Consider the following 13,500-nt stretch of genomic DNA (forward strand, 5'->3'; position numbering starts at 1 on the left):
GTTGGACTTACTCGGCCGGTTTTCCGGTTAGATTTCTTTATGGATGTTTAAGCTTAATAAAAATCTTGCTTTACAGGTAATACTGTGGCCAGCTCGCCATCAGCCAAGCTGGATTTTCTTGCCCGTTTTATTAATCTGGAAATATCCGGTTTATCTTCCCCATCTGCCGTATAGATAGATCAACCTTATAGAACCACTTCTTTATGCTCCTCTCCAAACCTAATTTACCTACCGAACAAATGGCTAGTATTCAACAGGAACTCACTCATATTAGTTTTACCCAGCGCCAGTTGTTTCATTTTATACCAACGGAACATAACTTAGCGCTGACCTTTACTTTGCCCAATGGCCAGTTAGTGAAGGGGCCGATCGAAAACCCTTATAACACCCGAATGTTACTCGCAGAAGTGCGTACGTACTTAGGGGAACAGGAACTCTTACAGGAACGTCAGCTCAACCGCCTGAAAGCCCAATTGTAAAGTTTATCCTGGATTATGAACGTTATCAACAAACACTGGGAAGCCGATCTAAATGCTCCCCGGCAGCAGAATTTATTTGGGTTCGTAGATCTTCCAACAAAACCAGGGGAAGAAACCTTAATTGCCAGTTACTGGCCCTGGCAGGAAAGTTGGCAGTGGCGCATTTATTTATTTAATAATGTTCCGGACATGCAGGAATCCGGGACTTGTGCCACGGAAGAAGTTACCCGACAAACCATCCAGTATTATATTGGCTTAACCCAGTAAGATTAAACGAGCAGAAAGATGCCATCTTCAGCAACTACCCCGTAAACTCAACCCGTAGATTATGAAAGCCGAACAAGCAAAAAGCATTGCCGATGAAGCTATTCGATTAGCCAATGAAGCAGAATTAAAAGAGTTAGAACCGTTATTTAACGATATTAAAGAGGCCGCTAGTACCGGCAAAACCAGCATAACGGTGGAGGCGCTTTCTCCTTTGGCCCGCAAGCAGCTTAGCAAGAATGGGTACACCGTTCGGGCCAGCAACCAAACAACAGAAAGTTATACAATTGATTGGGCAAATCCTCAAGACTCTACCAATTAATTCACTTCACTTCTCGGAAAGCAACAGCTGTTTCTTTCCGGGAAGTGGAAATACAAATTACTTTCGCTAAGGCCGGGAATAAATAGCTTATTACTTATTTCAGGCAAAACATACTGGGTAATTCTAAAGAACCAAAAGCGCAGCTAGTAGCTGGATTAAGGGTATGACTGATATAAAAAAAATAATTTATCTTGCTTTAGGGCATGCTCTCTGAGCCGGATGGCTAAACCAATACTTCATAGATTCTTTCTCTTCCTTTTGTTTCCACCTTCCTAATTTCCCCGTTGTATTTGAGTATACTTAAAGTAGACTCTAATCTCTCCACTTGTTCTAGCCTTTCCTGAAGGCTGCTGTAAATATAATTGGTATCCGTAGTTGCTTCCAGGGTTGGTTTATAAACTACTGTATGAATGTATTTATTATACTTACTGCGTATTACGGAAATAGTAGCTGTTACCATCACTTTCTGTTTGCTTTTTTAAATCTTATTTTATTCTCTCCCAAAATCTTTTAATACTCCCCTTCAACTTAAAATCTGTATCTGGTCACAGCCACTGGTTATCAACTATAACTAAAGTAACCTATAACATTGTTATAGCTGATTATCTGCATGTTAGCAGCAGTAGGATTAAGGTAGATACGTCCAGCTACCTGCTAAGTTATCTGTAAATAGATAAAACCAGTAACCCTAAATTTCTCTATTTGCTGATACACTCCCCAAAGTAGCTTTCCGAAAGTAGTAGAATAAAAGAACTTATGATTGCAAATAAGCCTTTAAAACCCAATAACTTTTGTCTAAATCGGAGAGGTCAAAACTTATAAAATCAGTTTTGACCTGCTTAAGTATATAATCATTTTTCTCGGACCGAGATAAAGTATTTAAGGCTTGCTTATTCTGTATAAGGATAAGCCAAGTTTAACGGTTTGTTTCATGGCCTGTTTTTTCGATCTCATCTACGACGATAGCCGCTAAGTTTTCTAATATGCGCTGATCCATCTCTGAAAATTCCCGGGGCTTTTTATCCACAATACACAAGGCCCCAATGCGAACTCCTTTCCGGGTCTTGAGTGGTGCAGCGGCATAAAACTGCAGGCCAAACTCCCCGTGTACTAAGGGATTAGCCAGTAAACAAGGTTCATTTGGGGCATTTTGAAAAATAGTAACATTGTTACTTAAAATAGAAAGCGAACAAAGACTCATTCCCCGGGGAACTTCCGTGCCTGCTTCGATACCTACACCCGCCAAGGTAACAACCTGATACTCTTCTACAATGTTAACAATGGCAATAGGAACCGCAAACATCCGCGAAGCGATTGCCGCAATATGCTTAAAGGTTCCAAACTCTTCATAGGCCGGGGCAAGGTTTAAGCTGCGTAATTCCGCCAGCCGTTCCGCTTCATTTGCGGGGATGATGGGTCGATCAAAGGTATTTTCCATAACAGCACATAAGCCAGCAAACCAACTGAATGTTAGTTTTATTCTCTATCACCTACGGGGTAGCTACCTGATAGTTGGAAAATATAAATTTACCCTCTGATAGAAATATTCTTATCCGTTTAGTTGCATGTGGCTAAGAAGAAGTAAAAAGTAGAAGGAATTTACAGCTATATGATGCTAAAAAGCTGTAGCGGTAAATTGCTTTTATCAACCTTTTATGCCTACTCTCCCGATAAAGTTATCCGGCAAATTCCAAAAAAAACTAATTAACATCCGATACGAACACAGCTGGATAAACCGGTATAAAGGGGATTTAAAGATTTTTAAAAAAAGACAAATTTGGTTTACTCACATGTGAATTAAGAATTAAGATAAACCCGTACAGGCCTGCTGTAAAAGCATGCGCCAGGTTTTCCGGAGGTGTTTTGCGAAGGCAGGTATTGCCGTTAAAGCTATGCTGCACACCTTAGGCTATAGCTTTGCTACTTACCAGTTAGAGCATGGCCCCAATTTCCGGTACATTCAGACGCTAGGGGCACTGCAGCAGCAAGACCACCGAGATCTACACCCACGTAAAACACAGGCCTGAGATAAAACAGTTTGCCTATTAAACCATCTGTAATTTTTTAATATATTAGCCAAACAATATAAACCGGTAATAGCAAAGGAATAACAGGTCTACTAATCTGATCGAAGTTAGTCTTTACTCTTCACATATTTTGCCGATAACCGGAACAACTCTGTTTATCTGCGAGTTACATGTCATAGAGAATATGAAGGAACAAGGTCAATTTAGTTTTTCAAGCGAAGGCTTGCAGATGGTACAAAATTCTGAACCTATCGAAGTCTATTGGGCTGATGTGCGTGAGATTACAGCCTATAAAGTAGACCTTTTAACTGTTGATGAAATAAGAATTGATATAGTAACACATGAAGCGATTATAACAATTACGGAAGAGACTCCTGGATACTACACCTTTAAAGTAAAGCTGAAAACAATTTTTCCTGATTCAGATATGGAATGGGAAGAGAAGGTTGTAAAGTCTGCATTTGCTGAGAACTTGACAATAATCTATAAGAAATAAAACTACAGCGTGTAACAAGGTACATGAGCAAAGCTTCGGCTACGCCTCGCCCACCTCATGTACGAGAACGTTATCCTCTAATTATTGTAATTTTTTTAAATTTTACAGCAGAGTAAACGGTTTTACAGTGCTTAATACTATTTCCTGCTCTTTCCCTCGTAATTTAATCGATCCTAAGGTTTGGGCTACAAAATTATTTACCAAACAAAGTTCGGCCAGTAAATCGGCAGAGGCAATTACTTCTTCTTTAAATTCTTTGCACATGCTCTGGATGCGGGAGGTAGTGTTGAGTACATTACCCGAATAAGTAACATCTCTTTTTAAAATACCCACTTCGCCGGCCACTACTTTTCCGCAATGCAGGCCGGCTTTAAACGAGGGCACTACGCCGTACCGGTGCAGGTATTTAGCCCGGTTATGTTGGATTTGTTGCTTAATGTCGAAAAAGCACCGGAGGCATTGGCTGTTTTCAATGCCGTTTTCGTACTGCCAGGCCACTACCACTTCATCGCCGACGTATTGGTAAATTTCGCCTTTATTGTCCAGAATAGGATTGGTAATATCGGCAAAGAAATCTTTTAAAAATTCGTGGTATTGCTCGTCGCCCAGCTGTTCGGCAATGGAAGTAGAGGCGTTTATATCCAGAAACATAAAAATCTTTTTTTCTTCGAGGGCCGTATGGTATTTTCCCTGGATAAGATTATAGAGTTCCCCGGGCCCTAATTTGGTATTTATCTGTAATAAAAACTGCGTAAAGGCCACCACCAGAAACCACACCAAAATATTTTTAGCCCGCGAACTATCCAGCAGGAATAATTTAAAAGCCTGCTGCGCCACCGGATCCGAAAAGCTTTTTCCGGTCCGGATTTGTACCGAAATTACGCCAATCACCAACATGATGAATAAAATAATCAGCAGGTAAGAAGTGCCTACCGCCAGAATGGTTTTGCGGTAAGGCTTATCCGGGTATTTCACATTTACATAAAACACCAGAAAACTGCCGCCCAGTAATGCTCCGAGGAAGGCCGAACCCAGGTTTAAAATTAAAGAAAACTCAAAAGAATAAAGCTCCGAAGGACCCTGGGAATTGGCCGTGTGCAATACCAAATGATCATACACCGACATAAAAAGGCCCACCAGCAGCCAGGCCACTACAATCAGGCGCAACTGAGTTAATTTAATCTGCGATCTCTTTTTCATGGTTATTTTTATTTTTGCGATTCTTAATTGGGTTGCCCGGGTTTTGTACCTGGTACATCAGCAGCACCACTCCCGAAGAAAATAATTGGTTTTTTAACAAGGTTAAGCGAGACTGACCCGGTACATTTTTAAATAATGGCTTGCCCCGGCCCAAAACTATTGGGTGCACCCAAAGCTGGTATTCATCCACTAGATTTAAATGTACCAAGGCGGCTACTAATGTGGCACTTCCGTATACCATCAGGTCTTTACCGCTTTGCTTTTTTAAATTTTGAATGGTGCTGGCCAAATTTTTCTGGATAATGGAGTTATTCCAAGCGGTGGTAAAGAGCATTTTAGAAAATACAATTTTAGGATACTGGTTCATCATCCGGATAAAGATCAGATCGGCGGGAGCCACGGTACTATCCAGTGCTTTGGCGGGCCAGAATTTAGCCATGGCCAGATAAGTTACCCGGCCTAATAAAATGGTGTCTGCTTTTTTTAATTGTTCACATAAAGCTTCGGCCATTTCGGCGGTCCAGGAGGTAAAATGCCAGTCCAGTTCGCAGTTAGGCCCCGATAAAAACCCGTCGAGGGTTATATTCATGGATACAATTAGCTTGCGCATGGCCGGAGTTTTTTGATGGGTAGATTTTAGTTACTGGTAAGTAAATTATTAACTTGAAAGAGCCAACCCGATACTTAAATTTATGTTTTTTAAGAAGGAGTGGAACTTGGTTTTATTTAACCGGAAACTACCTAACAAATATACGCAGGCTGCTTACCGGAAACAGGGGGCAAAAATGACAAATCAGGGGTGCTTTGCGACTTTCTGGCGTTCGAGGGTACAACCGGAAAGCAGGAAATGAAAATTACTGAGTCAACCCCGTAATCCCATCATCAACTTAATACTTTAGCCACTTGGGTGATACAGCAACAGAGAAATAGAAACACAAAATTTAAAAATAACTTACTTTTTTACCAGCCAGAGCAGTTATATGATTTGCCAGATCAGCATATTTTTGCGCGGGCTAACCGAAATAAAAGCCAGGGGGCGCTAAATCAGAAATAAAATTGTTTATTTTTAAATTGGTACGCGCTACTTTGCTTTTATGAAACAAGTATTATCGCTGTTGCTCATTCTGGCAGGCATTTTTTTATTGGTATTTTTAAAAAATCCGGCTCACGGACAAACCCCAGTTGCTTTACATCCCGACAACCCACATTATTTTATTTATCATAACAAGCCTTTGCTGCTCATTACCAGTGCCGAACACTACGGAGCAATTATTAACCAAGATTTTGATTATATCGCATACCTGGATGCGCTGCAACAACAAGGCATGAATGCCACCCGGGTTTTTACCGGCAGTAATGTAGAACGGCAACAGGATATTAAATGGATGGGTTTTAAAAACACCCTGGCTCCCCAACCAGGTAAAGTTATCACGCCCTGGGCTCGCAGTAACCAAAGCGGCTATGCGGGTGGCGGCAATAAATTTGATTTAGATACCTGGAACCGCCAATACTTTACCCGCTTAAAAGATTTTATTACCCAGGCCGCGGCCCGGGGCATTATGGTGGAGCTTACTTTATTTGGCAATAACTACAAAGACGAACAATGGCAATACGCGCCCTTATTCCCGGCCAATAACATCCAGGGCGAAGGACCGTCGGGCCCCGGCAGTTTTTTAATTTTTCAAACGTTGCAACATAAACCCTTGGTTCGGCGGCAGGAGTTACTCGTTAAAAAGATAATGGAAGAACTGAATGCCCACAATAACCTGTACTATGAAATTTGCAACGAACCGTACAACGAAGTAAAAGATTCAGCAGCCGTGGATGCCTGGCACAACCATTTGGTTGACTATATGGTGCAGGTTGAGAAGCAATTACCCAAAAAACACCTGATTGCCTCGAACCAGGCCGTAGTAGATAACCCAGGGATTTCGGTAGCTAATTACCACTACGTTAAAATCCCGAACATGCCTGGTTTTAGTTGGCTATATCGTTTAAACAAAGTAATTGGCCTGGATGAAACCTTGGGTTCCATGGTAGATTCGGGGATTAACGATGTGCGCGTAGAAGCTTGGGATTGTATTTTAAAAGGTAATGGTGTTTACAATAATTTAAGCTGGGAATACACACCCGGTCAACCCGCCGGCTCCAGCAATGCCGCCACTATCCGGAAGCAATTGGCGCATTTACAAAATTTTATGGCAACCTTCTATTACGTAAAAATGAAGCCTACCGAAAGCATTATCAAATCAATGCCCGATAGCGCTTTTGTGAAAGCCTTGGAAGAGCCCGGTCAACAATACGCCATATACATGCACCACAGCGCTGCCAAAGGCAAAGATGCTATCTGGGGCTATAAGGCCCAGGTGCAAACATTTACCGATAATCTGGTGCTGGACATTCCGGCTGGTAACTACCAGGCCACCTGGATTAATCCGGCCACCGGCCAAAAGCTGGCCGAAAATAACGTGCCGCATGCCGGGGGCAGCTTACCCTTAAAAACCCCAGCTTACACTACCGACATTGCTCTACGACTTATCCGAAAACAGTAAAAAGCACGAAAATTTTTAAATTTTTATCAACCTAAGCGACCAAAAAAGCTTTAGTTTTTAAGAACCTTCTATTTCTAAGGATAATTTATAAATTTTAAAGTATTCTCTCTACTTTTAAACGAACCGCATCCAAAAGGCTTGTAATTTAAAAAACGGCTATGAAACTACTACTTTTGCTTCTTATTTCTGTCGGATCCATCCTGGGGGCTTTTTTTTCACCTTTTCAGGAAAGGTTTTCAACCGGTAATTTGGCCGAAACCAGACATTCTTCTTACCAGAACAAGCCATTACCCCGGATTGCCATTGCCGGTTTGGGCATTGAATCAAGTACATTTTCGCCGGCCCGCACCTCAGAAGAAGCTTTTCACGCTAAATACGGTCCCGAAGTATTTACTTCCTATCCTTTTTTCTCCCCCGATTCCGCGATTCGGCAGCGAGCCACTTGGGTACCGGCGCTCGTGGGTAAATCGTTGCCCGGAGGAGCGGTTACCCGCGAAGCTTACGAATCTTTAGTGACCAAAACCCTGGATTTTTTAAAAAAGAATGGTCCTTACGACGGTCTTTTCTTTGATATTCACGGGGCAATGAGCGTGGTGGGTTTGGATGATCCGGAAGGTGATTTTATCGTGCGCATCCGGCAGGTTATCGGCCCCAAACCATTGATCTCTACTTCCATGGATTTGCACGGCAATGTATCGTGGCGACTAGCCCAGAATACCGATTTAATTACCTGCTACCGCATGGCACCGCACGAAGATGCCATGCAAACGAAAAAAAGAGCCGTTACCAATTTATTAGCCCGCCTGGCGAGCGGTAAAGGCAAGCCCGCCTATAAAGCCTGGATACCGGTGCCTATTTTACTACCCGGCGAAAAAACCAGTACCCGCATCGAACCCGGCAAAAGCATTTACCAGGCGGTGGCTCCGGCTGCGGCACAACCCGGCATCGTGGATGCCGCTATCTGGATCGGCTACGCTTGGGCCGACGAGCCGCGCAACCACGCGGTAGTAATGGTTACCGGCGACGATAAAAACAAAGTAACCCAAACTGCCGAGCAACTGGCCCAAACTTTTTGGCAGGCCCGTTCGCGCTTTGCTTTTGTGGCTCCGACCAGTTCGTTAAAAGAAAGTCTGGATAAAGCGCTGGCTAGCAACAAACACCCCTATTTCATCAGCGATTCCGGCGATAATCCTACGGCCGGGGGAGCGGGCGACGTAACCTGGACTTTAAAAGAAATATTGGCCCGGCCCGAGTTTAGATCCGCAAACGGCCCTACGCTCATTTATGCTTCTATTCCGGGACCAGAGTTGGTGCAAAAAGCCATAGCGGCTGGAGTAGGCGGCCAAATAGAGGCCACTGCCGGCGCCCAGGTAGATGCCCGCTTTGCCCCGCCGGTAAAACTAATCGGCACCGTAATGGCCATTGAACACGGCGACAAAAATGCGGAAACCGAAGTGGTGGTAAAAGTTGGCAGCGTACACGTGATTGTTACAAAAAAACGCAAGCCGTATCACAAAGAAAATGATTTTACTCGCCTGGGCCTGAACCCGCGTGAAGCGGATGTGGTAGTGGTAAAAATAGGTTACCTGGAGCCGGAACTCTACGCCATGCGCGCCGATTGGATTATGGCGCTTACGCCCGGCGGAGTAGATCAAAACCTGGAAGGATTAACTTACAAACGAATCAAGCGGCCTATGTTTCCGTTTGATAAAAACATGAAAGACCCGGATCTGTCGGCTAAACTGGTACCTGCGTCCGGTAAATTATAAGAAAATTTAAAAAAATAGTTGGCTGCTTCACTTCTTTTATGCGGCTGAAACAGCCGGCTTTGTTTCAGTACTAAAGGCCCAGCGAATGCTGTTTTAACCAAAACTCGGCCTGAACTTTATCGTCGAACACCTTGGCTTGGAAAGATTTTAGATTAGCGTAGAAATCCGATGCTGAAGAAGCGGCAAAAGTTTCCGGGGTGGTAATCATGGCAAAATGCTTTAAGCCGGCGCGGGCTGCCCGGGGTGCCCAATCATTGATAACCCATTCCATGGAATGATTCCAGCTACCCAATAATAAGCGCGTATCATTTAGTACACAAGCATATTTGGCGTCGGCGAGCGCCTGGGTATAAGCTAAGGCGCCGGTTTTAACGTTATCTTCGGTTAAATAACCCATCCAATTCACATAAACCCACTTGTTTGTAGGATCTATCTCGATATTTAAAAATACCCGACCAAAGGCATTTGTGAGTTCTTGTGTCATTTAGTTTTTACCAGGTGAATGGACGCTTCTCCCTAAATTACCTTTTCTTAATATTAGTTCCACGAAATGAAAGCTGGAGCTATTTAATTTTTGAATTTGCCGGAGTTAGTAAACGCTCACTTTTACAAGAATTTACCCGGCTAAAAAAGCTAAACCTAAAAGCAGCTGTAATGCTTTTACCACAACATTTGGTAAATCTCCCGACAGAAAAAATCTTATTTAAATCCTGAATCATAGCACCACTAGAAATAAGTAGTTGGTCGTTTTTAGTTGTTCGTTATTCGATCGTTATAACTTTAATCATTAATTGCTTACACTCAGGGTTTTAGCAACTTAATTATGTTCAAGTACTTAGATGCCGACCGAAAAAATTAAAATTTAAAAATTTACTTTATTTCCGATTCTCCCGGATGATCTGTAGTGCTTTCTTCTTTTCAGAATTTAAGGCGCATGCTAACTGATTTGGCCGTTACTTCTTTAAAAAACTTGTTCCTAAAAATTAAGATTTGTTTCTGTATATTACCCGGTTCTTTTGGGCATCATCCACCAGCTATTTTTATCCTATGAAGAAAAGTAGATTATCTTTTTTACTGCTGTTAGGCAGCGCCCTTGTCTGGGCCGGTTGTCAATCCAAAACCACCGAGGCCACCAACACTACCGGGGCAAGTGCTACAAACGCGGCAGTTACTAAAAAGCCGCTCCGTATTATCCTGGACAGCGATATCGGGCAGGATTGCGATGATGCGGCAGTAATGGCTTTAATGCACCAGTTTGCCGATAAAGGCGAAGTAGAAATACTGGCTACCATGTTTCCAATGCAAGATCCTATGGGAGCCCCCGCCATGGATGTGATTAATACGTATTACGGCCGGCCCAACATTCCGATTGGTACCTACAAAGGAAATTTTAAATATCTGGGCGAGTTGTGGGATCATTACAATACCAAGCTGGCCAAAAACTTTCCGCACGATTTAAAAAACGGCAAAGATGCCCCGGATGCCATTAGCTTATACCGGCAAATATTAGCGAAGCAAACAGATACCAGCGTCGTAATTGTGGCTGTTGGCCCGGAACGGCTAATCGCCGATTTGTTAAAATCGGTGCCGGACCAGTACAGCGACTTAAACGGCCGCGACTTAGTAAAGCAAAAAGTAAAAATGCTGTCGGTGATGGGAGCCGGCTTTCCGAAAGACCAGGAATGGAATATAAAAATTGCCCCCGATGCCGCTAAACTGGTTGCGGAAACCTGGCCTACTCCCATTGTATACAGCGGTAACGAAATCGGCCAAGCTATCCGGACGGGCAAACGCTTACTCACCGAAGCACCTAAAAACAGCCCGGTGCGGGCTTCCTTCGAAAATCATCCGTTCGTAGATTCCGTGACCAAAGACCGCCAAAGCTGGGACCAGACTGCTATGCTTTTTGCCGTACGCGGCACCCAGGACCACTGGAAATTAGAAAGTAATGGTTATAATTTTATTGACGAAACCGGTAAAAATGAATGGCGCAACGATACCGATAAAAACCACAGCTACCTGATTCTAAATAAACCCGCTGCCGAAGTAGGCAAAATAATAGAAGACCTGATGGTAGCACCACCGGCCAATAAGCAGTAAGTTATAATTAGTAAAATACAAACCAGAGAAGTTGAAACAAACGAATTTAGCTTTTCACCATTTTGCCTAATTAAATATTTTTCATTAAATGTTTCTAAACAGAAAAGAGTCTTTCCCAATTCGGGAGAAGCTCTTTTCTGTTTTAAAAGTATTCCTATTTAATTCGATAAACCCGAGGAGTTACGCAATATTTCCTTAAACCGCACTGCGAAAAGTAAACAATCCTTCTGGTCTCCAATTTACCTAGGCTGGCCATTTTTTAAATTTTGCCTGATCCACGATAATTTAAGTTCTGTACCGCAGGCAAATAAATGCTACAACGGTGCAGCACCACATCATAATAATCATGGGGTAAGCAGTATTGTTGTGCAGCAAACTCAGCAGGGAAGTAATAAAGAAAGCCGACAAGTAACTCATAGACCCTATCAGCGCCGAAGCAGACCCATTGTGAGCCGGCACCGCCGCCAGGTACAACGCCGTAACATTAGGCAAGATCAGGCCCAGCATGCTCGTAAATACCAACAATATCCCCAATAATACTGCTAACGGCGCCTGAAAATAAATAATAAAAATACCCGCAAAAACAGCTAACATTTGCACCATAGTAGCCTTTTGGGTAATATGTTTAATTGAGAAATGTTTCAGTAAAAAAGTATTAACAACCCCGGCGGTAATAACACCTATGGCCAGCCCCGAAAATAGAAATCCATATTGCTTTTTACTTAGGTGGTACAGTTGGGTAAATACAAAAGGAGAAGCCGTAATAAACGAAAAAGCAGCGCTGTTGGTAATTGCCCGTACTAAAGCATAATTAATAAAAGCCGGATTTTTGATAGCTTGCGCGTAACCAAACCGGATTGCCGAAAGATTAAGTGTTTTATTTACGGCGGGCACTTTGCCAGGTGGTAATACGGTAAAGCACCCAAGCAACGCCACTCCCGAGATCAGGGCCATCAGCAAAAACAAATATTGCCAGGTGCCGGCGGTGGCCAAAAAGCCGCCAATTGTAGGTGCCAGTATTGGGGAAACGCCCATAATGATTTGCAGCAGCGTAAAAACATGGGCTGCTTTCCGGCCGCCGTATAAATCATTTACCAAAGCCCGGGAAATTACCTGGCAGGTGCTCCCGGCTAATCCTTGCACAAACCGCCAAACTAAAAACAGGGCAAAATGGCTGGTGAGCATGCCCGCCACCGCACACAAGATATAAGTCAGCAAACCAATTTTTAACGGCCTAGTCCGGCCCCATACATCCGATAACGGACCAATAAACAATTGCCCGAAGGCCATTCCGAAAAGAAATACCGTTACCGAATGCTCGATTTTAACAATCGGCACTTTAAAATATTGGGCCATCACCGGAAAAGCCGGCAAGTACATATCAATGGAAATAGACCCAATGGCCGTGAGGATGCCTAAGGTAAGAATAATGAACAGGGTATACCTGGCCGAGCTGTTTTGGGCAATTGGGTGATTTACCAAAGTAATTTTAAAAACAGGAATGTAAATCAGACAGTACGATTAAAAACCCACTTTATCAACTCTCGTCCCTTTTAGTTTAAGAATTCAGCAAATAGGCCAATAAACAATTTTAATACATTCTAAAACTACTTTTTGGTATTATTTCGGAAAATTTTAAATTTATTTATTTACAGCCTTTCTCGCTAATTAGTAATCGCTTACAAGTTTTCGATTAGTTTTTTTCAATAATACCCGCTTTCTGCCTTTTTGCCGGACCTTCTAAAACCCAGCAGTACATCAAGCTGATCGCGTTATAAATGCCATTATTTATTGTTCACACAAATCTGTAATCACTTATGAAAGCACTATTACTGTCTTTGTTGTTAGGTATTTTGTTAATAGGAATTATCCCGGACCCTGCTTATAGTCAAACAAAGCAAACTCCTCGCTCCACTGCCGCCTCTGGTGATTCGGTTGGGGTAATCGTAAATTATGTAAAAGCAGATAAACGGATGCAGTTTGAACGTTTTTTACACGAAATTTTCTGGCCGGGAGCCACTAAGCTCAGCAAAGAAGAACAAAAGGTTTTTCGCCAGACGCGCATTTTACAACCAACCGCCGCCGAGCCGGACGGTACCTACGCCTACTTTTTTATCATGGACCCGGTTATCCCGAAAGGAAATTACGACATTGAAAATTTATTAACCAGAATGTTTGGGGAAACAACCGGCAAAGAACATCTTAAATTATTTACCGATGCGTTAGCCAATGAAGGAAAATCTTACATAGAAATACAATCGCGGCATTAACCCTAAAAAATACCAGCCACC

Annotated in this window: 14 protein-coding genes; 9 read left to right on the top strand and 5 right to left on the bottom strand. The window is 42.8% G+C overall.

Annotated elements, in window-relative coordinates:
* Nucleotides 1-203 precede the first annotated feature (203 nt).
* From AHMF7616_RS14645 to AHMF7616_RS14655, 3 genes are all read left to right on the top strand, one after another.
* Nucleotides 204-479, top strand: a complete 276-nt coding sequence (locus AHMF7616_RS14645; RefSeq protein ID WP_115373565.1) for a hypothetical protein — start codon at nt 204-206, stop codon at nt 477-479.
* Nucleotides 480-494: 15 nt separating this feature from the next.
* Nucleotides 495-746, top strand: coding sequence for a hypothetical protein (locus AHMF7616_RS14650; RefSeq protein WP_115373566.1), 252 nt, complete (start codon nt 495-497; stop codon nt 744-746).
* Between the two features lie 61 nt (nt 747-807).
* Nucleotides 808-1,065 (top strand): hypothetical protein, encoded by a 258-nt coding sequence (locus tag AHMF7616_RS14655; protein ID WP_115373567.1) that lies wholly within the window; start codon nt 808-810, stop codon nt 1,063-1,065.
* Between the two features lie 916 nt (nt 1,066-1,981).
* On the opposite strand, the gene AHMF7616_RS14665 is transcribed toward AHMF7616_RS14655, so the two are convergent.
* Entirely contained in the window at nt 1,982-2,503 is a 522-nt protein-coding gene (locus AHMF7616_RS14665) for a GAF domain-containing protein (RefSeq protein ID WP_115373569.1), read from the bottom strand.
* Nucleotides 2,504-2,903: 400 nt separating this feature from the next.
* On the opposite strand from AHMF7616_RS14665, the gene AHMF7616_RS14670 reads away from it, so the two are divergent.
* Nucleotides 2,904-3,092 carry a hypothetical protein gene (locus AHMF7616_RS14670; protein WP_115373570.1) on the top strand — a complete coding sequence of 63 codons (189 nt, stop codon included), beginning with the start codon at nt 2,904-2,906 and terminating at the stop codon, nt 3,090-3,092.
* 184 nt (nt 3,093-3,276) lie between these two features.
* Nucleotides 3,277-3,588: a hypothetical protein gene (locus AHMF7616_RS14675; protein WP_147275689.1), complete on the top strand. Its 312-nt coding sequence runs from the start codon at nt 3,277-3,279 to the stop codon at nt 3,586-3,588.
* Between the two features lie 102 nt (nt 3,589-3,690).
* Here AHMF7616_RS14675 and AHMF7616_RS14680 read toward each other — a convergent pair whose 3' ends face one another.
* On the bottom strand, nt 3,691-4,788 hold the full coding sequence (locus AHMF7616_RS14680) for an adenylate/guanylate cyclase domain-containing protein (protein WP_115373572.1): 1,098 nt from the start codon (nt 4,786-4,788) through the stop codon (nt 3,691-3,693).
* Nucleotides 4,766-5,398: a dihydrofolate reductase family protein gene (locus AHMF7616_RS14685; RefSeq protein ID WP_115373573.1), complete on the bottom strand. Its 633-nt coding sequence runs from the start codon at nt 5,396-5,398 to the stop codon at nt 4,766-4,768. Before AHMF7616_RS14685 ends, AHMF7616_RS14680 begins: the two co-directional genes overlap by 23 nt.
* A gap of 484 nt (nt 5,399-5,882) precedes the next feature.
* Between AHMF7616_RS14685 and AHMF7616_RS14690 the strand changes: the two genes are divergently transcribed.
* Both AHMF7616_RS14690 and AHMF7616_RS14695 read left to right on the top strand, forming a co-directional pair.
* Entirely contained in the window at nt 5,883-7,340 is a 1,458-nt protein-coding gene (locus AHMF7616_RS14690) for a hypothetical protein (RefSeq protein ID WP_115373574.1), read from the top strand.
* Between the two features lie 158 nt (nt 7,341-7,498).
* A complete protein-coding gene (locus AHMF7616_RS14695; RefSeq protein ID WP_115373575.1) occupies nt 7,499-9,109 on the top strand; it encodes a M81 family metallopeptidase in 1,611 nt (536 codons plus the stop codon).
* 70 nt (nt 9,110-9,179) lie between these two features.
* Here AHMF7616_RS14695 and AHMF7616_RS14700 read toward each other — a convergent pair whose 3' ends face one another.
* Nucleotides 9,180-9,593 carry an STAS/SEC14 domain-containing protein gene (locus tag AHMF7616_RS14700; RefSeq protein WP_115373576.1) on the bottom strand — a complete coding sequence of 138 codons (414 nt, stop codon included), beginning with the start codon at nt 9,591-9,593 and terminating at the stop codon, nt 9,180-9,182.
* Nucleotides 9,594-10,156: 563 nt separating this feature from the next.
* Between AHMF7616_RS14700 and AHMF7616_RS14705 the strand changes: the two genes are divergently transcribed.
* Nucleotides 10,157-11,209, top strand: a complete 1,053-nt coding sequence (locus AHMF7616_RS14705) for a nucleoside hydrolase (protein WP_115373577.1) — start codon at nt 10,157-10,159, stop codon at nt 11,207-11,209.
* A 285-nt stretch (nt 11,210-11,494) separates the two neighbouring features.
* Here AHMF7616_RS14705 and AHMF7616_RS14710 read toward each other — a convergent pair whose 3' ends face one another.
* The gene (locus AHMF7616_RS14710) at nt 11,495-12,691 is read right to left on the bottom strand and encodes a multidrug effflux MFS transporter (RefSeq protein WP_158546179.1); all 1,197 of its coding nucleotides are present in this window, start codon (nt 12,689-12,691) and stop codon (nt 11,495-11,497) included.
* Nucleotides 12,692-13,026: 335 nt separating this feature from the next.
* Here AHMF7616_RS14710 and AHMF7616_RS14715 point away from each other — a divergent pair, with 335 nt between their 5' ends.
* Nucleotides 13,027-13,479 carry a hypothetical protein gene (locus tag AHMF7616_RS14715; RefSeq protein WP_233507573.1) on the top strand — a complete coding sequence of 151 codons (453 nt, stop codon included), beginning with the start codon at nt 13,027-13,029 and terminating at the stop codon, nt 13,477-13,479.
* Nucleotides 13,480-13,500: the final 21 nt, after the last annotated feature.

This window comes from Adhaeribacter pallidiroseus, assembly GCF_003340495.1.
Classification (GTDB): domain Bacteria; phylum Bacteroidota; class Bacteroidia; order Cytophagales; family Hymenobacteraceae; genus Adhaeribacter; species Adhaeribacter pallidiroseus.